Source organism: Simplicispira sp. (genome assembly GCF_028687295.1).
Classification (GTDB): Bacteria; Pseudomonadota; Gammaproteobacteria; order Burkholderiales; family Burkholderiaceae_C; genus Simplicispira; species Simplicispira metamorpha.
On the sequence record NZ_JAQUAL010000004.1, the window covers coordinates 27,623 to 49,376 of the forward strand.

Here is a 21,754-nt window from a genome sequence, read left to right on the forward strand (position 1 = left end):
TCGGCGGGCTGGGTGTCGGCACAGAACAGGGCGATGTACTCGGCCACGGCAGCTTCAAGCTGGTCGTTGTCGGGCAAGGGGGTACGGGCAGGCAGCCCCAGTTGCTGTAGCGCATGCCGCTTGGCCGGGCCGTATTCCAGCCCGTCTTCCACCACCAGGCGGGCAGCGGTGTCGGCAATTTCAGCGGCAAGGGACATGGGACTTCTCAGCAAGGTGGCGGGTGGTGCGGCATTGTCGCCTCGGCCACTGCGCAGACACCGGCCATGCCCGCAACAACCCCACAGCAGGCCCCTGCAACACTTCACTTTTGATAGCTGCTCACGCCCACTGCCAAAGCGCTGGAGGCCGATTTGGCTTGCACCGTAGAATCGCGGCCATGCATATACACATCTTGGGCATTTGTGGCACTTTCATGGGCGGCCTGGCCGCTTTGGCACGCGAAGCCGGGCACCGCGTCACTGGCTGCGACGCGGGCGTTTACCCCCCCATGAGCGACCAGTTGCGCGCACTGGGCATCGACCTGATTGAGGGTTTTGGCGCCGACCAGCTGGCCCTGCAACCGGACATGTTCGTCATCGGCAACGTGGTCAGCCGCGCGCGCTTGCAGGACGGCAGCCCGAAGTTTCCGCTGATGGAAGCCATCCTGGACGCCGGTCTGCCCTACACCAGCGGCCCGCAGTGGCTGGCCGAGCATGTACTGCAAGGCCGCCATGTGCTGGCCGTGGCGGGCACGCATGGCAAAACCACCACCACCTCGATGCTGGCGTGGATTCTGGAGTGCGCGGGTTTGCAGCCGGGCTTTCTGGTGGGCGGGGTGCCGCTGAACTTTGGCGTCTCGGCCCGGCTGGGCGCCAGCGTGCGGCCCCGCCCTGGCACCGGCCCGGTGGCCAGCGCGCCGCTCTTTGTGATTGAGGCCGATGAGTACGACACCGCTTTTTTCGACAAACGCAGCAAGTTCGTGCATTACCGCCCGCGCACGGCCATTCTGAACAACCTGGAGTTCGATCACGCCGACATTTTTGATGATCTGGCTGCTATCGAGCGACAATTTCACCACCTGGTGCGCACCGTGCCACCCTCGGGGCAAGTGGTGTTCAATGGCCTGGAAGAAAGCCTGGCGCGGGTGCTGCACAGCGGCTGCTGGAGCAGCGTGTGCAGCTTTGGCGCCGCCGTGAGCGATTTTGGCGCCGACGGTGAACCCGGCGCATTCGATGTGCTGAACCGCGGCCAGCGCGTGGCCCGCCTGGAATGGGCGCTCAGCGGCGTCCACAACCAGCTCAACGCCCTGGCCGCGATTGCCGCCGCCGCGCATGTGGGCGTGGCGCCCGCCGATGCCGTGGCCGCACTGGCCAGTTTTCAAAACGTGCGCCGGCGCATGGAGTTGCGCGGCACGGTGCATGGCATCACGGTGTACGACGACTTTGCCCACCACCCCACGGCCATGCGCACCACGCTGGACGGGCTGCGCCGCAGCATCGGCAGCCAGCACCGCATCCTGGCCGCCTTCGAGCCGCGCAGCAACACCATGAAGATCGGCACCATGAAAGCGCAGCTTCCCTGGGCGCTGGAGGCCGCCGACCTGGCCTTTTGCCACACCGCCGGGCTGGACTGGGACGCCAGCGCCGCCCTGGCACCGCTGGGCGTGGGGCCGGGCCAGCGCGCCCAGACCGCCCCTGACATCGCGCAGCTGGTGGCGCAAATCACCCAGGCCGCGCAGCCGGGCGACCATATCGTCTGCATGAGCAACGGCGCCTTTGGCGGCATCCACAGCCTGCTGCTGCAAGCGCTGGCCGCCAAAGCGCAGCCATAACCGACCGCGCCAATGCCCAGCAAAAAGCCCCGCGCGCCAGAGGCGCCGGGGCTTTGCTATTGAATACATAGCTGCTTGCGCCCGCCGGACGGGCGCAAGAGGCCGATTTGGCTCAATAACTGATGGTCATGGACGGCACATCAATGCGCACGATGGGCTTGGCCAGCACCGCGTGCGTGGCGCGCGCAAACTGCGCCAACCAGTCGGGGTCCGACAGCAAAGGCCGCGCTGCGGCAGCTGCCACGGTCAACACCTTGTCGGCCAGAAGCACCTTGCCGCTGGCGCGCAGGGGTTCGCACTCCAGGCGGGTGAACTCGTCATCCAACCACCGGCGCGCGTCCTCGTTGGCCATGGGCTGGGCGTGTTCAAGATCAAAACGGAATTCTTCGTTCAGGGCGAGGGTGACCGTGACTTCTCTGTGCATGGATGGGCCTTTTTCGTGGAAATAAAGGGGCGGTGTCTCCGCCGCCCCGGCGCAGGAAACTGCTGGCGTGAGCTTACACCGGCGCTGCGGTTTTTTTACAACGCACGGCGGGCCTTGACCGCTGCGGCCAGCCCTTCCAGGGTGGACAGCGAGTCATCCCAGCCCAGGCAGGCGTCGGTGATGCTTTTGCCGTATTCCAGGGCGGAGGGCTGGTCTTTGCCGGGGGTGAACTTCTGCGCACCGGCGCACAGGTGGCTCTCGATCATCAGGCCGAACACGCTGCGCGAGCCGCCCGCAATCTGCCCGGCAATATCGCGGGCCACGTCTTTTTGCTTTTCGTGCTGCTTGCTGCTGTTGGCGTGGCTGCAATCGACCATCAGCGTGGCAGGCAGCTTGGCTGCTTCCAGGTCTTTGCAGGCGGCAGCGACGCTGGCCGCATCGTAATTGGGCGCCTTGCCACCGCGCAGGATGACGTGGCAGTCGGGGTTGCCCGCCGTATCGACAATGGCCACCTGGCCGTTTTTGTGTACCGACAGGAAGTGGTGGCCCCGGCTGGCCGACTGGATGGCATCGGTGGCGATGCGGATGTTGCCATCGGTGCCATTCTTGAAGCCAATGGGCGCCGACAGGCCCGAGGCCAGTTCGCGGTGAACCTGGCTCTCGGTGGTGCGCGCGCCGATGGCGCCCCAGCTGATGAGGTCGCCAATGTACTGGGGCGAGATCACGTCCAGGAATTCGCTGCCCGCAGGCACGCCCAGGCGATTGATGTCGATCAGCAGCTGACGTGCGATGCGCAGGCCTTCGTCGATGCGGTAGCTCTCATCGAGGTAGGGGTCGTTGATCAGGCCCTTCCAGCCCACGGTGGTGCGGGGTTTTTCGAAGTACACGCGCATCACGATCTCCAGCGTGTCGGCGTACTGGGCGCGCACGGCTTGCAGGCGGCGGGCGTAGTCCAGGGCAGCGGCAGGGTCGTGGATGGAGCACGGCCCGATGACCACGAGCAGGCGGTCGTCCGTGCCAGCCATGATGTTGTGGATGCTGGTGCGCGTTTGCGTGATCAGCGCTTCAACCGCTGTGCCCCGGATGGGGAAGAAGCGGATCAGGTGTTCGGGAGGAGGCAACACGGTGATGTCCTTGATACGTTCGTCGTCGGTCTGGCTGGTTTTATCGACGTTGTGATACCAGGTATCGCTGGCGGGGGTGGCAGGGGCAGTCATGGTTGTCGTCCTCTCGATGGATAAAAAAACAGGGCTGAAAACAAAAAAACCGCCGGGCTTTGCAGCATCGGCGGTGTCTGGGAAGGGTTCAGGTGCTTGCGCGCTGTGGCCTCTCATCCGCCAGGGACAGAGAAGTAAAACCAAAAATAAAAAGCGCTGTGCTGTGACATGGCGGTCAATGTAGCACAGTCTGCCGCACTGCAACATGGCGGCGCCTGGGCCGTGGTATCAGCGCAACCGGCGCAACCAACTGCGCGCGCGGCGCCAGATTGACCCCAAGCCGGGGGACGCCTCGGGCAGCTCGTTCAGGTCGCGCACGCCCTGGCGGTACATATCGACGAGCAGCAGTCCCTCGCCCAGGGTGCGCCAGGCCAGCAACTCGACTTGGTCAAAGTTGGCGCCTTCCAAGGCGCTGCGCTGCTCCAAGGCCTGCTGCCAGCGCGTGACCGCAGCGGCCAGCTCGCGCAGCGCCCGGTAGTAGGCACCAAACTCGTACAGCAGCTTCCAGCCCGTGCCCATGCGTGAGAGAAACAATTGGTGCTCCAGCACGCCCAGGGCCAGGGCGTCGGCGCTGCGGGCAATGGCTTCGGCGTGGCTGCGTCGGCGCCGGGCGCGCACGGCAGCATCGATGTGCAGCGCCAGTGCTCCGATGCTGTCGCGCAGTTCACGCGACTCCTCATCGGCCACACCCTGGCGCAAAAAACAGCTGATGTCAGCAAACGACTGGGCCGTTTGCATGACGCTGGAGAGCGGGGCCAGCATGTGCAGACCTTTGGACAGGTAAAGCGCTGTACCCCGGGGCGGGCGGGCAGTGCCCTCAGGCGGTGCCACCCACCGTCAGGCCGTCGATGCGCAGGGTGGGCTGGCCCACACCCACGGGCACGCTCTGGCCCTCTTTGCCGCAGGTGCCCACGCCGCTATCGAGGCGCATGTCGTTGCCGATCATGCTGATCTTCTTCAGCGACTCGGGGCCACTGCCCACAATGGTGGCGCCCTTGACGGGGTACAAAATCTTGCCGTTTTCCACCCAGTACGCCTCGCTGGCGCTGAAAACGAACTTGCCCGAGGTGATGTCCACCTGGCCGCCGCCAAAGTTGGTGGCGTACAAGCCTTTTTTGATGCTGGCCACGATCTCTTTCGGGTCTTTGTCGCCGCCCAGCATGTAGGTGTTGGTCATGCGCGGCATGGGGATGTGGGCGTAGCTCTCACGCCGGCCATTGCCGGTGGGCGCCACGCCCATCAAGCGGGCGTTGAGCGAATCCTGGATGTAGCCCTTGAGGATGCCGTCTTCGATCAGCACGTTGCGCTGGCTGGCGTGGCCTTCATCGTCCACGTTGAGCGAGCCGCGCCGGTCGGCAATGGTGCCGTCGTCCAGCACCGTCACGCCCTTGGCGGCCACGCGCTGGCCGATGCGGCCACTGAAGGCGCTGGAGCCCTTGCGGTTGAAGTCACCCTCCAAACCGTGGCCCACCGCCTCATGGAACAGCACGCCCGGCCAGCCTGGGCCCAGCACCACGGTCATCTCGCCCGCCGGAGCGGGGCGCGATTCGAGGTTGACCAGCGCAGCATTGACGGCCTCGTCCACATACTGGTTGATTTGCGCATCGTCGAAATACGCCAGGCCAAAACGGCCACCACCACCGGCAGAGCCGACCTCGCGGCGCCCGCCTTGCTCGGCAATCACCGTGACCGACAGGCGCACCAGCGGGCGCACATCGGCGGCCAGGGTGCCATCGGCGCGCGCCACCAGCACCACGTCGTACTCGCTGGCCATGCCGGCCATGACCTGGGCCACGCGCGGGTCTTTGGCGCGGGCCAGTTGCTCGACTTTTTCCAGCAACTGCACTTTGGCCGTGCTGTCCAGGGTGGCAATGGGGTCAATGCCGGGATACAGGCTGCGGCTGGTAGCTATCTTTTTGGGAGCTACTCGCGCGCGCCCTGTCTGGGTTGCAGCCGAAATTGACCTGACAGTGCGGGCCGCATCCAGCAGCGACGCTTCGGAGATGTCGTCCGAGTAGGCAAACGCGGTTTTCTCGCCGCTGACGGCGCGCACGCCCACGCCCTGGTCGATGCTGAACGAGCCGGTTTTGACGATGCCCTCCTCCAGGCTCCAGCCCTCGCTGCGGGTGTATTGGAAATACAGGTCGGCATCATCGACCTGGTGGGTGCGGATTTCGGCCAGCGCACGCGCCAGATGGCTTTCATCGAGGCCAAACGGGGTCAAGAGCAGCTCGCGCGCAATGTCGATGCGCTGGACGGTCGGGGCGCGCTGGGGCGCGCGGGAAGAAGTGCGGGAGGTCATCGGGGCATTTTAGGGGTGTGCCTCAGCCAGACACGTCCACAGGTGTGTCGGTGGCAATGGGCATGCGCTGCGCCCGCGCCACCGACATCAAAATGCCCAGCGCCAGCCCCAGCGTGACCATGGCTGTGCCACCGTAGCTGATGAAGGGCAGCGGCACCCCCACCACGGGCAGCATGCCGCTGACCATGCCCATGTTGACGAATGCGTAAGTGAAAAAGATCATGGACACCGCCCCGGCCATCAGCCGTCCAAACAGCGTGGTGGCCTGCATGGCAATGGCCAGTCCGCGCCAGACCAGAAAGATGAAGCACACCACCAGGAACAGGTTGCCCAGCAACCCGAACTCTTCGGAGTAGGCGGCAAAGATGAAGTCGGTGGTGCGCTCGGGGATGAACTCCAGGTGCGTCTGCGTGCCCGCCATGAAGCCTTTGCCCCACACCCCGCCCGAGCCAATGGCGATCATGCCCTGGATGATGTGAAAGCCCTTGCCCAGCGGATCGCGCGTGGGGTCCAGCAGGGTGCAGATGCGCTGCTGCTGGTAATCGTGCAGCACCGGCCAGCGCTGGCCAGGCGCGCACAGGTCATCGCCAAACCAGACGATCAGCGCGATGCCTACCAGGCCCAACATGACCGGTGGCACCACCAGCTTCCAGGGCAGCCCGGCAAAAAAGATCACCGACAGCCCTGCCGCCAACACCAGCAGCGAGGTGCCCAAATCGGGCTGTTTCATGATCAGCCCCACCGGCACCACGAGCAAGGCGGCGGCCACAGCAAAGTCCAGCGGGCGCAGCTGCCCTTCGCGCTTCTGGAACCACCAGGCCAGCATCAGCGGCATGGCAATCTTGAGCAGCTCACTGGGCTGGATGACCACGCCCAGATTGATCCAGCGCTGGGCGCCTTTTTTGGTGATGCCAAACAAGGCCACACCCACCAACAGCGCCACGCCCAGCGCATACAGCGGCACCGCCGCCCAGAGCAGGCGCTGCGGCGGCACCTGGGCCACAACAAACAGCAGCGCCCCGGCAATCAGCATGTTGCGGGCGTGGTCGGCAAAGCGCGTTCCGTGGTCGTAGCCCGACGAATACATGGCCACCAAACCAGCCGATGCCAGCAGCAGCACCGCCAGCAACAGCCAGCCGTCAAAACCCCGAAACAACGGCAGCAGGCGCTGCCCTATCGAAGGCTTGTCAAAAGTGTTTCCCATGGCGCAATTATCGGGCGCGGCCACGCAGGCCATGGGCGCGCCACCCTCCCGTCCCCACGGACAATGCCAGGCTGCGCGGCACAATCCGCACCACCCCATCCGCCTGTCCACCCGCCTGTTGGCCCCTCCCATGTCCACGCCTGCACTGCCTGCCTCCTCCCGTCTGCCCACCACCCACTTGCTGTACCTGCACGGGTTTCGCTCCTCACCGCAATCGGCCAAAGCGCGCCTGGTGGCCGAGCAGGTAGCGCGCCAGCACCCGCAGGTGCAGCTGTGGTGCCCGCAGCTGCCGCCCTCGCCGCGCGCGGCCATGGCCCTGGTGGCGGGCGGGATCGCCCACTGGCCGCGCGAGCGCATGGCGGTGGTCGGCTCCTCGCTGGGCGGGTTTTATGCCAGCTGGGTGGCGCAGCAGATGCGCTGCCCGCTGGTGGTGCTCAACCCCGCCGTGAACCCGGCGCGCGACCTGGCACGCCACATCGGCGACCAGACCGCCTGGCACGATCCCGCCGAGCACTTTTACTTCGACCCCGCCTTTATCGACGAGCTGCGCGCCCTGGACGTGAGCGCGCAAGGCGCCGCTGCCGCGCAACTGGCCATCGTGGCCCAGGGCGATGAGGTGCTGGACTGGCACGAAATGGTGGCCCGCTACCCCCAGGCGCAGCTGCACCTGCTGGAAGGCAGCGACCACGCCCTGAGCGACTTTGCCGACCACCTGCCGCGCGTGTTGCAGTTTTTGCACCTGGCCTGAACGTCCGCGCGCGGCAGCCAGCGCCCCCGCGCGCCCATGGGAGAATGCCGCCCCATGCACGCACTGTTTGAAGAATCCGGCAAATTCCTGGCCGGCCGCATCCTCTCCGAGGCCGACACCTCCGCCCAGATCGAGCTTGACTCGGGCAAGCGGGTCAAGGTCAAAGCCGCCCACATCCTGCTGAAATTTGACAAGCCCGCTCCCGCCGAGCTGATGGCCCAGGCCCAGGCCGTGGCACAAACCATCGAGCTGGAGCTGGCCTGGGAATTTGCCAGCGAAGAAGAATTCGGCTTTGCCGACCTGGCGCGCGATTACTTCTCGGACAACGCCACGCTGGCCCAGCAAGCGGGCGCGCTGTTTGCGCTCTACGAGGCGCCGCACTACTTCCGCCGCGCAGGCAAAGGCCGCTTCAAAAAAGCCCCCGCAGAAATCCTGCAACAAGCCCTGGCCGCCATCGAGAAAAAGAAGGCCGTGCTGCAACAGATTGCCGACTGGGCGCAGCAACTGGGCCAGGGCCAATGCCCGGCGCCCATCCGCGATCAGCTCTACAAAATCCTGTTCCGCCCCGACAAGAACGCGCCCGAGTACAAGGCCGTGGTCGAGGCCAGCCGTGCCACGCACCTGGCGCCACTGCACCTGCTGCAGCAAGCCGGCGCCATTGATTCGAGCTACCAGTTCCACTGGCAGCGCTTCTTGTTCGACAACTTTCCCAAGGGCACGGGTTTTCCGGCACTGCAAGCGCCCCAGCCGCCCGCCGATTTGCCGCTGGCCAACGTGCAGGCCTACTCCATCGACGACTCGCAGACCACCGAAATCGACGATGCACTGTCGGTGCAGGGCCTGGGCACGGGCACCGTCACGCTGGGCATCCACATTGCCGCGCCGGGCCTGGCCATCGTGCCCGGCACGCCGCTGGACCAGCTGGGCCGCAACCGGCTGTCCACCGTGTACATGCCGGGCTACAAAATCACCATGCTGCCCGACGAGGTGGTGCAGATCTACACCCTGGACGCAGGCCGCGCCAACCCGGCGGTGTCGCTGTACGTCACCATCGACGAGGCCACGCTGGCCATCACCGCTACCGAAACGCGCCTGGAGCGCGTGCCCGTCAGCGTGAACCTGCGCCACGACCAGCTCGACCACATCGTCACCGAAGCCTGGCTGGCCGACCCGTCGATTCAGACCGAAAACACGCCCCAAGACTTGCTGGACTTGCGCGAGCAGCTATCATTTTTGCACCGCCTGGCCCAAAGCCTGAAAGCCCAGCGCGAGGTGGTGCGCGGCAAACCCGAGAACTTCAACCGGCCTGATTACAACTTCCGCCTAAGCGCCGCCCGGCCGCCCGAAGGCGCGAACGCCCCCTTGGGGGGCAGCGCCGCCAACGAAGTGGCAAGCGTGGGGGCAAACACGCCCCGCAACCACAAAGCCGAGCCCAACGGCACCGAGACCGTGCAGATCACCACGCGCCAGCGCGGCGCGCCACTGGACTTGATCGTGGCCGAGGCGGCCATCGTGGCCAACAGCACCTGGGGCAACTGGATGGCCGAGCTGGGCGTGCCCGGCATCTACCGCAGCCAGGCCAGCATGGCACCGGGCGTGAAGGTGCGCATGGGCACCAAGGCGCTGCCGCACGCGGGCATTGGCGTCAAAAGCTACGCCTGGGCCACCTCGCCGCTGCGCCGCTACGTCGATCTGGTCAACCAGTGGCAAATCATTGCCTGCGCGCGCCACGGCAAAACCGCCGCGCTGGCCGCCCCCTTCAAGCCCAAAGACGCCGAGCTGTTCTCCATCATCAGCAGCTTTGACGCCGCCTACAGCGCCTACAACGGCTACCAGGCGGGCATGGAGCGCTTCTGGACGCTGCAATACCTGGCGCAAAACGGCATCACTGAACTCGAAGCCACGGTGTTCAAAGAAGGCCCCGGCGGCAGCTTTCTGGTGCGCGCCGACACGCTACCGCTGGTGTTCCCGGTGCTGGGCGCGCAAAACCTGCCGCGCGGCGCACGGTTGCGCGTCAAGCTGGGCGAGGTCGATGACATCACGCTGGACTTGCACGGCACGCTCATCGAGCGCCTGGACGACCCGCAAGATGCCAGCGACGACGGCCCGGTCGATGACGCCGAGGACGACGAGGCCGTGGCCGGCCCCATCGCCATTGCGGTGGATGTGAGCGATGCGGGCGCAGAAAACGCCGCCCCCGGTGCGGCCAGCGCCGATAATCTGGCCCCGTGAAACTCCCCGCCTTCCTCCGCTCGTTCAGCGCCCTGCAATGGGCGCTGGCTGTTTCCGTGGCACTGCACGCCGTGGTGCTGACCGTGCGCTTTGTGAACCCCGAGGGTTTCCAGCGCGTGTTCCAGGACACGCCGCTGGAGGTCATTCTGGTCAACGCCCAGACCCCCGAGCGCCCCGACAAGGCCCAGGCCATTGCCCAGCATGCGCTGGCGGGCGGCGGCGATGCAGCCCAGGGCCGGGCCACCAGCCCCTTGCCCTACTCGGCCCTGACCAAGGTGGGCGACGACTACGAAGAAGCCCAGCGCAAGATGGACGCCCTGCAAGCGCAGCAAATGCAGCTGCTGGCCCAGTTGCGCCGGCAAATAGCCGCCCTGCCCGCGCCGGAGCAGCGCAAACCCAGCCAGAGTGCAGACCAGAGTGCGCAGGAAGAAAAGCGCCGCCAGCTCATCAAGCTGCTGGCCGAGATTGAAAAACGCATCAACGACGAAAACGCCCGGCCCAAAAAGCGCTACATCAGCCCGGCCACGCGCGATGAGGTCTATGCCGTCTATTACGACGCCATGCGCCGCAAGGTCGAGGACAAAGGCACCGAGAACTTCCCTGAGCAAGGCGGGAAAAAGATTTACGGCGAGCTGACCATGATCGTCACCGTCAACCACGATGGGCGCGTGCTGGCCACCGAGATCGTGCAGGGCTCGGGCAACCGCCTGCTGGACAACCGCGCCGAGGCCATCGCCCAGGCCGCCGGGCCGTTTGGCGCCTTTGGCCCGGCCATGCGCGCCAAGGCCGACCAGATTGCCGTGGTGTCGCGCTTCAAGTTCACGCGCGACCAAACCCTGGAGACCAGCGTCCAATGAACACCGGCGTCGATCTGTACTGCGTCATGGGCAACCCGGTGGAGCACAGCCGCTCGCCCTGGATACACGCCCGTTTTGCCGAGCTGACCGGCGAGCGCCTGAGCTACGAGCGCCGCCTGGTGCCGCTGGGCGGCTTTGCCGACGCGCTGCACCACTTTGCGGCCACGGGCGGGCGCGGCTGCAACGTCACCGTGCCCTTCAAGCTGGACGCCGCGCACATCGCCACGCACCGCAGCGAGCGGGTGCTGCTGGCGGGCGCGGCCAACACGCTCACCCTGGCCGATGGCGCCATCGTGGCCGACAACACCGACGGACTGGGCCTGGTGGCCGACCTGACGCGCAACGCCGGTATCGAGCTGGCCGGGCGCGATGTGTTGCTGATCGGCGCGGGCGGCGCTGCCGCCGGGGCGCTGGGGCCGCTGCTGCAAGCGGGGCCGCGCCGCATCGTGGTGGCCAACCGCACGCGGGCGCGGGCGCAGGCGCTGGTGCAGGCCCACGCCGCCCTGGCCGCGCTACAAAAAACAGAGCTGCTCGCGCTTGCTACGCAAGGGCTGGAGGCCGATTTGGCTCCAAACCACCGCTTTGACCTCGTCATCAACGCCAGCGCCAGCAGCCTGGCAGGCGATGCCGTGCCCGTGCCCGCCAGCGTGCTGCGCCCCGGCAGCCTGGCCTACGACATGATGTACGGCGCAGCCGCCCAGGGCTTTCTGGACTGGGCCAGCGCCCACGGCGCCCACGCCCGCGACGGCCTGGGCATGCTGGTAGAGCAGGCCGCCGAGGCCTTTGCCCTCTGGCGCGGGGTGCGCCCGCCCGGCGCGCCCGTGCTGGCCGAACTGCGCGCGCTGATGGCGCCGCCGCCCGCTGCGGCGGCGCCGGCCAGCGCCGCCCCCTGATCGCCCTGCCCGCGCCCATGCAAGCCCTGCTGCGTTGGCTGGCGCTGGTGGCCTGTGCCACGCTGGCGCTGCAACTGTTTTTTGTGGCGCGCATTGCCGCCATGGCCTGGATCAACCCCACCTCCACCACCTTCCAGCGCTCCGAAGCCTGGGCGCAGCTGGCGGACAGCGGCCGGCTGCACTGGCGCCAGCAGTGGGTGCCCTACGCGCAAATCTCTGACCACCTCAAGCGCGCCGTGATCGCCTCGGAGGACGACGGTTTCGTCAACCACGACGGCGTGGAGTGGAACGCCATCGAAAAAGCCTGGGAGAAAAACGCCCGTGCCGAAGCCCTGGCCGCACAAAAAGAAGCCGCCCTGCCCCCCGCCCAGCGCGCCAAGGCCGCCGCAGCACCGCCAGCGCCAGCGCGCGCGCCCAAAGTGGTGGGCGGCTCCACCATCACCCAGCAGCTGGCCAAAAACCTGCTGCTCTCGGGCGAGCGCACCCTGCTGCGCAAAGGCCAGGAGTTTGTGCTGACGCTGGCGCTGGAGCAGCTCTTGAGCAAGCAGCGCATCCTGGAGATTTACCTCAACAACGTAGAGTGGGGCGACGGCGTGTTCGGCGCCGAAGCCGCCGCCCAGCACTACTTTGGCAAAAGCGCTGCCCGCCTGTCTGCCGCCGAAGCGGCGCGCCTGGCGGTGATGCTGCCCGCGCCCAAACGCTTCGAGAAATTGCCCCAGTCCGCCTACCTGCTGGGCCGCGCCCGCACCATCCTGCGGCGCATGGGCAGTGCGAATTTGCCCTGAAACCGCTGTAACGCCCGCCAAAAGGGCGCCTACAGCTCCATTTTTAATAGCATGCGAATCCTTGGCATAGACCCCGGCCTGCAAACCACCGGCTTTGGCTTGATCGACGTGCAAGGGCACGCCCTGAGCTACGTGGCCAGCGGCACCATCCGCACCACGCAGCTGGCGCTGGGCGATTTGCCCGGGCGCCTGAAGGTGCTGTTTGACGGCATCAGCGAGGTGGCTGCGCGCTACCAGCCCGATGTGGCCACGGTGGAGATCGTCTTCGTCAACGTCAACCCGCAGTCCACGCTGCTGCTGGGGCAGGCGCGCGGCGCGGCCATTACGGCGCTGGTGGCCAGCGGCCTGCCGGTGGCCGAATACACCGCGCTGCAAATGAAAAAAGCCGTGGTCGGCCATGGCCGCGCCGCCAAAAGCCAGGTGCAGGAGATGGTGCGCCGCCTGCTGCACCTGCCCGGCCTGCCCGGCACCGATGCCGCCGACGCCCTGGGCATGGCCATCACCCACGCGCACGCGGGCGCGGCCATGGCGCGGCTGGGCGAATCGGCCACCTTGCAGCGGCGCCAGCACGCCATGTTCAAGGGCGGGCGCAGCTACTGAGGGCGGGCGCGGCCCTGTGCGCTCTGGGGCCTTGACAAAAAAGCGTCACGGGGGGGCGCCATAGTGGGCACATCAGCGCCCTTGCCCTTGTCGGGCACCACCCAGCTCCCCCTCGCCCCATGCCCGCCTTACACACCGCCACCCCCTCGCCGCGCAACACCTTGGGCCGACGCCTGCTGTTTGCGTTTTTTGTGGTGCTTTTGCTGGGCCTGACCGGCTCGGCCACCGGCATCTGGTCGCTGGGCCGCATCCACACGGCCACCACGCACATGGTGCAGCACAGCATTGCCGCAGAAAGGCTGATCGCCGATGCCTACCGTGCCCAGGCCATCAACGCCGAGCGCTACAAGGCCGTGGCCCTGAGTTCCGAGCCCGAGGTGGCCGACATTCTGGGCGCCGACATCGCCAGCACCGAGAAAGCCTACGGCCAGCTCATGGCCCAGGTGGCCGCCTTGCTGAAAAGCCCACAGGAGCAGCAGTTGCTGCTGCAAGTGCAGAACGCCGAAAAAGACTTCACCGCAGCACGCGCCGAGCTGATGGCGGCCAGCATGTCCAACTTCACCGAGCGCATCCGCAAGGTGTATGCCGAGCGCTTTTTGCCCGCCTCCGGGACCTTGCTGTCGAGTTTGGGCACGCTGAGCCAATCGCAGCGCAGCGACATCGACGCCAGCGACCGCGCCATCGCCCAGTGGAGCGACCGGGCGCGCCTGGTGCTGCTGGCCTTTACCACGCTGGCTCTGGTGCTGGGCAGCTTGCTGGCGCTGTGGCTGCGCCGCAGCATCACGCAGCCGATTGCCGCCGCCAGCGCCACCGCCAACCGGGTGGCACAGCTTGATCTGCGCCACGACATTGCCGGCCACGGGCGCGATGAGGCCGGGCGCATGCTGCACTCGCTGGCGGTGATGCAAGATGCCCTGCGGCAGCTGGTGATGCAGGTGCGTGCCTCGGCGCAAAACGTGCGCGCGGCCTCGTCCGAGATCGCCAACGGCAACGTCCACCTGTCCACACGCACCGAGGAGACGGCCTCCAGCCTGCAAGAGACTGCCGCATCGCTGGAGCAGCTGACCCTGCGGGTCACGCAGTCGGCGGCTGCCGCCAGCCGCGCCGAAACGCTGGCCGCCACCGCCGCCACGGTGGCGGGCCAGGGCGGCGCCGTGATGGCGCGGGTGGAAGCCACCATGCAGGGCATCCACCAGTCCTCGACCAAGATCGTGGACATCATTGGCGTGATCGACAGCATTGCCTTCCAGACCAACATCCTGGCGCTGAATGCCGCCGTAGAGGCCGCGCGCGCCGGTGAGCAAGGCCGGGGCTTTGCCGTGGTGGCCAGCGAGGTGCGCTCGCTGGCCACGCGCTCGGCGCAGGCGGCGCAAGAAATCAAGGGGCTGATTGGCACCTCGGTCGAGCAGGTGCAGGCGGGCTCCAGCCTGGTGAGCGATGCGGGCCACACCATGGCCCGCATCATGGCGGCCATCCGGGAAGCGGCCCAGACCATGACCGAAATCACCAGCGCCACGCAGGCGCAGAACGAAGACATTGGCCAGATCAGCAGCGCCGTCTCCCGGCTCGACCAGATGACGCAGCAGAACTCGGCGCTGGTGGAGGAGTCGGCGGCGGCCTCCGAGAGCCTCAAGCACCAGGCCCAGGAGCTGGCACAGCTCATCAGCCAGTTTGTGCTGCCCAGCCCTGCGGCGCCGGAGCCAGCCCATGCCGCAGCCCGCGCGCCCACGCAGGCGCAGCACCCGACGCACCTGACCCCGCCAGCCCCGGCCATCCATGTCACGCAGCAGCGGCTGGCCTTGCTGGAAGTGCGCTGACCCCGCAGCACGGGGCACAGCAAACATAAAGCCAAAAACGGCCTCAAGGCCCGCGCACAGGGCGCTAGCAGCTACATATTCAATAGCGAGATAAATCCCCCCAAGACCGGCAGCGCCTGCGACCCAGGCGCCCGGCAGCGCCCCCAACCGGCGCCCCATGCACGACAATCGCCGCGCACGGGCCGCATCGAGCCCGGTTCGGAGACTTTGGCGTGCCCCCTTCCCTGTCTGTTGCTGCACCGCAGCGCCGCCTTGGTGCGGTGTCCGTTCCCCCGGCGTGGATCATCGTGCTGTCGGGCATCGTCATTGCCATGCACGTGGGCAAGATGCCGCCCGCCATTCCGGTGTTGCAACAGGCGCTGGGCGTGGGGCTGGTGCAGGCGGGTTTTTTGCTGTCGGCGGTGCAACTTGGCCGGTATGGGCGTGGGGGCGCTGGCAGGCATGGCCGCAGACCGCCTGGGCCTGCGCCGCAGCCTGCTGACCGGGCAAATCATTTTGGCGCTGGCCAGTCTGGCGGGCATGGCCGTGACCAGCCCCACGGGCCTGCTGGTGCTGCGGGCGCTGGAGGGACTGGGCTTTTTGCTGGCCGCCCTGCCCGCACCCAGCCTGATCCGCCAGCTGGTACGGCCCTCGCAGCTGCCGCTGTACCTGGGCTGGTGGAGCGCCTACATGGGCACGGGCATTGCCCTGGCGCTGCTGGGCGGCCCGCTGGCCATGCAATGGCTGGGCTGGCAAGGCTGGTGGGGGCTGCTGGGGCTGCTGTCTGCGGTGGTGGTGCTGTGGGTGCTGCGGCGCATCCCTGCCGATGCCGTGCGCGCAGCGGGCATGCCGGGCGCACCGGGCGACAGCGGCGCGCCCTGGTGGGCACCGCTGCGCCTGACGCTGGGCCACAGCGGCCCCTGGCAGGTGGCGCTGCTGTTTGCCATGTATTCCAGCCAGTGGCTGGCGGTGATTGGCTTTTTGCCTGCGGTGTATGCCCAGGCCGGGCTGGGGGCGGCGCAGGCCGGGGCACTGACCGCCCTGGCTTCGTGGATCAACGTGACGGGCAACATCGCCTCGGGCCGCCTGCTGCAAAAGGGCTGGTGCGCACGCCACCTGCTCTACACCGGCTTTGCCAGCATGGGGCTGGGCGCGGTGCTGGTGTTTGGCACCTGGACGGAGGGGCTGCCGGTGCTGCGCTACCTGGCGGTGCTGGTGTTCTCGGCGGTGGGCGGGCTGATTCCGGGCGTGTTGTTCTCGCTGGCGGTGCGCGTGGCGCCCAGCGAGCGCACGGTGTCCACCACCGTGGGCTGGATGCAGCAGTGCTCGTCGGCAGGCCAGTTTCTGGGGCCACCGCTGATCGCCTGGGTGGCGGGCAGCGTGGGCGGCTGGCACTGGACTTGGGCGCTGACCGGCACCGCCGCCTGCATCGGCCTGCTGGCGGCGCGGCGGGTGCGGTTTCAAGCCGCCTGAGCGCCACGGTCGGCACACAAAAATCCCCCGGCGCCTGCCCAGAGGCGCCGGGGGATTTTTTAAGCCAAATCGATCTCCAGCCCTTACGGGGCGGGCGTAACCAGCTCTTATTTCAATAGCAAATCAAGCCATGCCGCGGCGTCACACCGGCTTGATCGGCACGTACAGGCTGCCGCCGCCCTTCTGGAACTCCTCGGCCTTGGTTTCCATGCCGGCGGCCAGCGCCTGCGCCTCGGCCAGGCCCTTCTGCGCGGCAAAGTCGCGCACTTCTTGCGTGATCTTCATGGAGCAGAACTTGGGGCCGCACATGGAGCAGAAATGCGCCACCTTGGCGGAATCCTTGGGCAGGGTCTCGTCGTGGTATTCCTTGGCGGTTTCGGGGTCCAGGCCCAGGTTGAACTGGTCTTGCCAGCGGAAATCGAAACGCGCCTGGCTCAGCGCATCGTCGCGCGAGCGGGCGCCCGGGTGGCCCTTGGCCACATCGGCGGCGTGGGCGGCAATCTTGTAGGCAATGATGCCCTGCTTGACATCGTCGCGGTCGGGCAGGCCCAGGTGCTCTTTGGGCGTGACGTAGCACAGCATGGCCGTGCCCATCCAACCGATCATGGCCGCACCGATGGCGCTGGCGATGTGGTCGTAGCCCGGGGCGATGTCGATGGTCAGCGGACCCAGGGTGTAGAACGGCGCCTCGTGGCAGGTCTTGAGCTGCTCGGTCATGTTGGCCTGGATCATGTGCATGGGCACATGGCCGGGGCCTTCGATCATGGTCTGCACGTCGTGCTTCCAGGCGATTTGCGTCAGCTCGCCCAGGGTGTGCAGTTCGGCAAACTGGGCTTCGTCGTTGGCGTCGCTGGCGCAGCCGGGCCGCAGGCCATCGCCCAGGCTGAACGACACGTCGTACGCCTTCATGATGTCGCAGATGTCTTCGAAATGCTCGTACAGGAAGCTCTCGCGGTGGTGCGCCATGCACCACTTGGCCATGATGGAGCCGCCGCGCGAGACGATGCCGGTGCGGCGGTTGGCCGTCAAGTGGATGTAGGCCAGGCGCACACCGGCGTGGATGGTGAAGTAGTCCACGCCCTGCTCGGCCTGCTCGATCAGCGTGTCGCGGAAGATGGCCCAGGTCAGGTCTTCGGCCACGCCGCCCACTTTTTCCAGCGCCTGGTAGATCGGCACCGTGCCGATGGGCACGGGCGAGTTGCGCACGATCCAGTCGCGCGTGGTGTGGATGGCCTTGCCGGTGGACAAGTCCATCACGTTGTCGGCGCCCCAGCGGATGGCCCACACCAGCTTTTCGACTTCTTCTTCAATGCTCGACGTCACGGCAGAGTTGCCGATGTTGGCGTTGATCTTGACCAGGAAGTTGCGGCCAATGGCCATGGGCTCGACTTCGGGGTGGTTGATGTTGGCCGGGATGATGGCGCGGCCCCGGGCCACTTCGTCGCGCACGAATTCGGGGGTGATGATTTTGGGAATCATCGCGCCCATCGGATTGCCCATCAGGCGCTGCTCGCGGGCCTGGTCTTGCTGGTACTGGGCCATCCATTCGCGCTTGCCGTTTTCGCGGATGGCCACGTATTCCATCTCGGGGGTGATGATGCCTTTCTTCGCATAGTGCATCTGCGTGACGTTGGCACCGCTCTTGGCGCGCAGGGGCTGGCGTTGCAGGGCCGCGGCCTCCTGGCGCAGGGCGGCCAGGCGGGCAGCGTCATCGCTTTTCTGGCCGTCGTCCAGGGCCACGGGCGGGCGGCCCTGGTAGCGCTCCACATCGCCCCGGCCTTCAATCCAGCCGCCGCGCACGCTGGCCAGGCCTTGGCGCACGTCGATCACGGCGCTGGGGTCGGTGTAGGGGCCGGAGGTGTCGTACACGCTCACGGTTTCGCCATTGGTCAGCGCGATGTCGCGCACGGGCACGCGCAGTTCAGGGTGCAATTGGCCGGGGATATAGGCTTTGCGCGAGGCGGGAAAGGGCTCGCGCGTCAGGGCCAGCAGATCGGCAAACTTTTCGCGGGCAAGGGAGTCGGGGGCATTCATGGCAGGTCTCCGGTAAGGGTGCGGTGGGGTGCGCGCTCCGGAGTGACCTGTGCCCTGCCCACCCCGGCACGGTGGTGTGCTGCGGGGCGTACCACCACGTCCAGGAGGGCGCAGTGGTACAGGGGAGATCGGCTCTTCTTCCGCCGGTATGAACCGGATCAAGTTCGTCGGGTTCGCAGGCCAGTCTGACTTGCATCAGACCGCCCGCATCTCAGTGCATCAGCACACCCCGGAGCAGGCGCGAGTATAGGCCGCTGGCGCCGTTCAGGTGTAACGGCGCTGCTAGAGCACGCGCTCGGCAATCAGCACAGCAAAGAAAACAAAGGCGGCAATCACCGTCCACTTGAGCACCACAAAACCCAGTCGCTTGTAACGCGCCCGCCCGGTGCCGGCATAGAACGCAAAACACACTGCCGCCGTGAGCAGCAGCAACATGACAATCCAGCGAAACAACAGCATGGTGGGTGGGTGGGGCGTGCGCTACCAGGCACGTGCAGGCTGCGCAAAGCCTGTGGGGGCCAGGCGCTCGTTGTCGAACGTCACCAGCTCCCAGGCATCGGGCTGTGCCAGCAGCTCACGCAGCAGCAGGTTATTGAGGGCGTGGCCCGAGCGAAACGCGCTGTAGGCGGCCAGCAGCGGCTTGCCTACCAGGTACAGGTCGCCCATGGCATCGAGGATTTTGTGCTTGGCGAACTCGTCGTCGTAGCGCAGGCCGTCGGCGTTGAGCACTTTGTAGTCGTCCATGACGATGGCGTTGTCCAGCCCGCCGCCCAGGGCCAGGCCGTTGGCGCGCATCATTTCCACGTCTTTGGTGAAGCCAAAAGTGCGGGCGCGGGCAATATCGCGGCTGTAGCTGCCGCTGCCCAGATCGAACTCCACGCACTGGCCGGTGGAATCGACCGCCGGGTGGGCAAAATCAATTTCAAAGCGCAGCTTGAAGCCGTGGTAGGGCTCCAGCCGTGCCCACTTGGCGCCAGCGCCCTCGCCCTGGCTGACCTGCACCGGGCGCTTGAGCCGGATGAAGCGCCGAGGTGCTTTCTGCAAGGCGATACCCGCGCTTTGCAGCAAAAACACGAACGAAGCCGATGAGCCATCCAGGATGGGCACCTCTTCGGCGGTGATATCCACATACAGGTTGTCTATGCCCAGCCCGGCGCAGGCCGACATCAAATGCTCCACGGTGTGGACTTTGGCATCGCCCACGGAGATGGTGGAGGCCATGCGGGTGTCGGTCACCGCAGTGGCCGAGATAGGGATGTCCACCGGCTCGGGCAAATCAATGCGGCGAAACACAATGCCGGTGTCGGGCTGTGCGGGGCGCAGCGTGAGCTCCACGCGCTGGCCGCTGTGCAGGCCCACGCCCACTGCGCGGGTGAGCGTTTTGAGGGTACGTTGCTGAAGCATGCGGCAATTTTAGTTTTGCAGACCGCACCCTGGCATGTGTGGGGTCAGGGGATTTTCTATGGCCGCCATAGACAAAAAGCGGTGCGCACAATGCAAAGCCCCGTGCATTGCGGCCAGCAGCCAGCAAAACGCACGGGGCCCGGAAACGGCGAATCAGTCGGCTTGCTTGCGCAGGAAGGCGGGAATTTCCAGATCGTCCATGCCACCCGACGATAGCGCATCCACCTTGGCGGCCGCGCGGTTGCGGTTGCTGGTCCAGACGCTGGGCACGGCCATGCTGCCGTAATCGGCACCGGCACCACCACCGGCGGCGAGACCGGCTGCCACACCCATGCTGCCCGCACCCGGGCCCGCCACGGGCACTTGGTAGGCCACGTTGTCGGTGCCAGTACGCAAGCCGCCCTGTACCACCTGCATGGACTGGCGGCGCGCGTTCTGGCGCGACAGACCTGTGGCCACCACCGTGACGCGGATGTCTTCACCCAAACTGTCGTCGTAGGCAGCGCCGTAAATGACGTGGGCATCGGGCGAGGCGTAGGCATTGATGGTGCTCATGGCCAAACGCGACTCGGCCAGCTTGAGGCTGCCCTTGGCCGCCGTGACCAGCACCAGCACACCCTTGGCGCCCGACAGATCGATCCCTTCCAGCAACGGGCAAGCCACGGCATGCTCCGCAGCGATACGGGCGCGATCCGGGCCACTGGCCGTGGCCGTACCCATCATGGCCTTGCCGGGCTCACCCATCACCGTGCGCACGTCTTCAAAGTCGACATTCACATGGCCGTATTCGTTGATGATTTCGGCAATACCGCCCACTGCGTTGCGCAACACATCGTTGGCATGCGCGAAAGCTTCGTCTTGGGAAATATCGTCACCCAGCACGTCGAGCAATTTTTCGTTGAGCACGACGATCAGCGAATCGACATTGGCCTCCAGCTCGGCCAGACCTGCATCGGCATTCTGCATGCGGCGACCGCCTTCCCACTCGAAGGGCTTGGTCACCACGCCCACCGTGAGAATGCCCATTTCTTTGGCCACGCGGGCAATCACGGGGGCAGCGCCGGTGCCGGTGCCGCCGCCCATGCCAGCGGTAATGAACAGCATGTGCGCGCCCTGAATGGCCGCGCGGATATCTTCCACGGCAGCCTCTGCGGCTTCGCGGCCTTTGTCGGGCTTGCTGCCAGCGCCCAGACCACTCAGACCCAGCTGGATCACGCGGTGTGCCGAGCTGCGCGTCAGTGCCTGCGCATCGGTGTTCGCACTGACGAACTCCACGCCTTGTACGCTGCGGGCAATCATGTGCTCCACTGCGTTGCTGCCGCCGCCACCCACACCAATCACCTTGATCTGTGTGCCCTGGTTGAATTCCTCAACGTCGATGATTTCAATTGGCATGTTGGTGCTCCTGTCGCTGAATAGTATGCTTTGGCAAAAGAAAAGAGGGAAAGAAACTGTAATTTTTTGCCGCGCAGTGTACGTCCACGCAGGCTGTCAGCCTCTATGCGAGGCGGCTCATGTGTGCAAATTTGCAACGCAAACGCTGCAATAGTCAGAAATTCCCCACAATGAAATCCTTGAAGCGGCCAAAAGCGGTCTGCACGGAGCCACTTTTCTGCGACACCTTGAAGCCGCGCAGGCGTGCCATACGCGCTTCTTCGAGCAAGCCCATGACCGTAGCGGCACGCGGCTGGGCCACCATGTCGGCCAGCGCGCTGGAGTATTTGGGAATGCCACGGCGCACGGGCTTCAGGAAAATGTCCTCGCCCAGTTCCACCATGCCAGGCATGACCGAGCTGCCGCCGGTCAGCACGATGCCCGAAGACAGCACCTCCTCGTAGCCTGACTCGCGAATCACCTGCTGCACCAGCGAGAAGATTTCTTCCACGCGCGGCTCGATCACCCCGGCCAGCACCTGGCGGCTGAGCATGCGCGGGCCGCGGTCGCCCAGGCCAGGCACTTCGACCTGCGCGTCCGG

At 66.3% G+C, this 21,754-nt stretch carries 19 protein-coding genes, 1 pseudogene and 1 riboswitch; of the genes and pseudogenes, 9 read left to right on the plus strand and 11 right to left on the minus strand.

The features are described from left to right. Positions 1 to 197, minus strand: a pseudogene (locus tag PHX69_RS01090) (hypothetical protein); the annotation flags it as partial. 179 nt (positions 198 to 376) lie between these two features. Between PHX69_RS01090 and mpl the strand changes: the two are divergent. After that, entirely contained in the window at positions 377 to 1,810 is a 1,434-nt protein-coding gene (mpl, locus tag PHX69_RS01095) for a UDP-N-acetylmuramate:L-alanyl-gamma-D-glutamyl-meso-diaminopimelate ligase (protein WP_119013073.1), read from the plus strand. A gap of 112 nt (positions 1,811 to 1,922) precedes the next feature. On the opposite strand, the gene PHX69_RS01100 is transcribed toward mpl, so the two are convergent. From PHX69_RS01100 to rodA, 5 genes are all read right to left on the minus strand, one after another. Next, a complete protein-coding gene (locus tag PHX69_RS01100; RefSeq protein ID WP_119013072.1) occupies positions 1,923 to 2,234 on the minus strand; it encodes a hypothetical protein in 312 nt (103 codons plus the stop codon). A gap of 95 nt (positions 2,235 to 2,329) precedes the next feature. After that, positions 2,330 to 3,451, minus strand: coding sequence for a 3-deoxy-7-phosphoheptulonate synthase (locus PHX69_RS01105; protein WP_119013071.1), 1,122 nt, complete (start codon positions 3,449 to 3,451; stop codon positions 2,330 to 2,332). A 228-nt stretch (positions 3,452 to 3,679) separates the two neighbouring features. After that, a complete protein-coding gene (locus PHX69_RS01110; RefSeq protein WP_288041939.1) occupies positions 3,680 to 4,213 on the minus strand; it encodes a hypothetical protein in 534 nt (177 codons plus the stop codon). Between the two features lie 55 nt (positions 4,214 to 4,268). Further along, on the minus strand, positions 4,269 to 5,753 hold the full coding sequence (gene tldD / locus PHX69_RS01115; RefSeq protein WP_288041941.1) for a metalloprotease TldD: 1,485 nt from the start codon (positions 5,751 to 5,753) through the stop codon (positions 4,269 to 4,271). 22 nt (positions 5,754 to 5,775) lie between these two features. Then, entirely contained in the window at positions 5,776 to 6,957 is a 1,182-nt protein-coding gene (rodA, locus tag PHX69_RS01120; RefSeq protein WP_288041943.1) for a rod shape-determining protein RodA, read from the minus strand. Between the two features lie 163 nt (positions 6,958 to 7,120). Here rodA and PHX69_RS01125 point away from each other — a divergent pair, with 163 nt between their 5' ends. The 8 genes from PHX69_RS01125 to PHX69_RS01160 all read left to right on the plus strand — a co-directional run bounded on the left by PHX69_RS01125 (position 7,121) and on the right by PHX69_RS01160 (position 16,341). Next, the gene (locus tag PHX69_RS01125) at positions 7,121 to 7,705 is read left to right on the plus strand and encodes a YqiA/YcfP family alpha/beta fold hydrolase (protein ID WP_288041961.1); all 585 of its coding nucleotides are present in this window, start codon (positions 7,121 to 7,123) and stop codon (positions 7,703 to 7,705) included. 54 nt (positions 7,706 to 7,759) lie between these two features. Next, positions 7,760 to 9,937 carry a ribonuclease catalytic domain-containing protein gene (locus PHX69_RS01130; protein WP_288041945.1) on the plus strand — a complete coding sequence of 726 codons (2,178 nt, stop codon included), beginning with the start codon at positions 7,760 to 7,762 and terminating at the stop codon, positions 9,935 to 9,937. Beyond that, positions 9,934 to 10,794 carry an energy transducer TonB gene (locus PHX69_RS01135; RefSeq protein WP_119013067.1) on the plus strand — a complete coding sequence of 287 codons (861 nt, stop codon included), beginning with the start codon at positions 9,934 to 9,936 and terminating at the stop codon, positions 10,792 to 10,794. The genes PHX69_RS01130 and PHX69_RS01135 overlap by 4 nt, the downstream gene beginning before the upstream one ends. After that, the gene (aroE, locus tag PHX69_RS01140) at positions 10,791 to 11,687 is read left to right on the plus strand and encodes a shikimate dehydrogenase (RefSeq protein ID WP_288041948.1); all 897 of its coding nucleotides are present in this window, start codon (positions 10,791 to 10,793) and stop codon (positions 11,685 to 11,687) included. The genes PHX69_RS01135 and aroE overlap by 4 nt, the downstream gene beginning before the upstream one ends. A 17-nt stretch (positions 11,688 to 11,704) precedes the next feature. Then, positions 11,705 to 12,472, plus strand: coding sequence for a transglycosylase domain-containing protein (locus PHX69_RS01145; RefSeq protein ID WP_288041951.1), 768 nt, complete (start codon positions 11,705 to 11,707; stop codon positions 12,470 to 12,472). A 51-nt stretch (positions 12,473 to 12,523) separates the two neighbouring features. Then, the gene (gene ruvC / locus PHX69_RS01150; protein ID WP_288041953.1) at positions 12,524 to 13,072 is read left to right on the plus strand and encodes a crossover junction endodeoxyribonuclease RuvC; all 549 of its coding nucleotides are present in this window, start codon (positions 12,524 to 12,526) and stop codon (positions 13,070 to 13,072) included. Between the two features lie 119 nt (positions 13,073 to 13,191). Next, the gene (locus PHX69_RS01155) at positions 13,192 to 14,889 is read left to right on the plus strand and encodes a methyl-accepting chemotaxis protein (protein WP_288041955.1); all 1,698 of its coding nucleotides are present in this window, start codon (positions 13,192 to 13,194) and stop codon (positions 14,887 to 14,889) included. A gap of 417 nt (positions 14,890 to 15,306) precedes the next feature. After that, positions 15,307 to 16,341, plus strand: a complete 1,035-nt coding sequence (locus PHX69_RS01160; protein WP_288041963.1) for an MFS transporter — start codon at positions 15,307 to 15,309, stop codon at positions 16,339 to 16,341. A gap of 141 nt (positions 16,342 to 16,482) precedes the next feature. Here the strand turns inward: PHX69_RS01160 and thiC are convergent, their stop codons facing one another. The 5 genes from thiC to PHX69_RS01185 form a co-directional block, all read right to left on the minus strand. Next, on the minus strand, positions 16,483 to 18,375 hold the full coding sequence (gene thiC / locus PHX69_RS01165) for a phosphomethylpyrimidine synthase ThiC (RefSeq protein WP_119013062.1): 1,893 nt from the start codon (positions 18,373 to 18,375) through the stop codon (positions 16,483 to 16,485). A gap of 118 nt (positions 18,376 to 18,493) precedes the next feature. Further along, a riboswitch (TPP riboswitch) is annotated at positions 18,494 to 18,617 on the minus strand. 40 nt (positions 18,618 to 18,657) lie between these two features. Beyond that, positions 18,658 to 18,834, minus strand: coding sequence for a hypothetical protein (locus PHX69_RS01170; protein ID WP_288041958.1), 177 nt, complete (start codon positions 18,832 to 18,834; stop codon positions 18,658 to 18,660). 21 nt (positions 18,835 to 18,855) lie between these two features. Further along, complete coding sequence (gene lpxC, locus PHX69_RS01175; RefSeq protein ID WP_119013061.1) at positions 18,856 to 19,779, minus strand: UDP-3-O-acyl-N-acetylglucosamine deacetylase; 924 nt, start codon at positions 19,777 to 19,779, stop codon at positions 18,856 to 18,858. 153 nt (positions 19,780 to 19,932) lie between these two features. After that, on the minus strand, positions 19,933 to 21,174 hold the full coding sequence (gene ftsZ / locus PHX69_RS01180) for a cell division protein FtsZ (RefSeq protein WP_119013060.1): 1,242 nt from the start codon (positions 21,172 to 21,174) through the stop codon (positions 19,933 to 19,935). 154 nt (positions 21,175 to 21,328) lie between these two features. Then, the coding region (locus PHX69_RS01185; RefSeq protein ID WP_502958451.1) for a cell division FtsA domain-containing protein at positions 21,329 to 21,754 on the minus strand (426 nt) is incomplete at its 5' end.

What these genes read in the sequence shown, in the direction of transcription:
- mpl (WP_119013073.1), top strand. Translation starts at nt 377, where the DNA reads ATGCATATACACATCTTGGGCATTTGTGGCACTTTCATGGGCGGCCTG.
- PHX69_RS01100 (WP_119013072.1), bottom strand. Translation starts at nt 2,234, where the DNA reads ATGCACAGAGAAGTCACGGTCACCCTCGCCCTGAACGAAGAATTCCGT.
- PHX69_RS01105 (WP_119013071.1), bottom strand. Translation starts at nt 3,451, where the DNA reads ATGACTGCCCCTGCCACCCCCGCCAGCGATACCTGGTATCACAACGTC.
- PHX69_RS01110 (WP_288041939.1), bottom strand. Translation starts at nt 4,213, where the DNA reads ATGCTGGCCCCGCTCTCCAGCGTCATGCAAACGGCCCAGTCGTTTGCT.
- tldD (WP_288041941.1), bottom strand. Translation starts at nt 5,753, where the DNA reads ATGACCTCCCGCACTTCTTCCCGCGCGCCCCAGCGCGCCCCGACCGTC.
- rodA (WP_288041943.1), bottom strand. Translation starts at nt 6,957, where the DNA reads ATGGGAAACACTTTTGACAAGCCTTCGATAGGGCAGCGCCTGCTGCCG.
- PHX69_RS01130 (WP_288041945.1), top strand. Translation starts at nt 7,760, where the DNA reads ATGCACGCACTGTTTGAAGAATCCGGCAAATTCCTGGCCGGCCGCATC.
- aroE (WP_288041948.1), top strand. Translation starts at nt 10,791, where the DNA reads ATGAACACCGGCGTCGATCTGTACTGCGTCATGGGCAACCCGGTGGAG.
- PHX69_RS01145 (WP_288041951.1), top strand. Translation starts at nt 11,705, where the DNA reads ATGCAAGCCCTGCTGCGTTGGCTGGCGCTGGTGGCCTGTGCCACGCTG.
- ruvC (WP_288041953.1), top strand. Translation starts at nt 12,524, where the DNA reads ATGCGAATCCTTGGCATAGACCCCGGCCTGCAAACCACCGGCTTTGGC.
- PHX69_RS01155 (WP_288041955.1), top strand. Translation starts at nt 13,192, where the DNA reads ATGCCCGCCTTACACACCGCCACCCCCTCGCCGCGCAACACCTTGGGC.
- PHX69_RS01160 (WP_288041963.1), top strand. Translation starts at nt 15,307, where the DNA reads ATGGGCGTGGGGGCGCTGGCAGGCATGGCCGCAGACCGCCTGGGCCTG.
- thiC (WP_119013062.1), bottom strand. Translation starts at nt 18,375, where the DNA reads ATGAATGCCCCCGACTCCCTTGCCCGCGAAAAGTTTGCCGATCTGCTG.
- PHX69_RS01170 (WP_288041958.1), bottom strand. Translation starts at nt 18,834, where the DNA reads ATGCTGTTGTTTCGCTGGATTGTCATGTTGCTGCTGCTCACGGCGGCA.
- lpxC (WP_119013061.1), bottom strand. Translation starts at nt 19,779, where the DNA reads ATGCTTCAGCAACGTACCCTCAAAACGCTCACCCGCGCAGTGGGCGTG.
- ftsZ (WP_119013060.1), bottom strand. Translation starts at nt 21,174, where the DNA reads ATGCCAATTGAAATCATCGACGTTGAGGAATTCAACCAGGGCACACAG.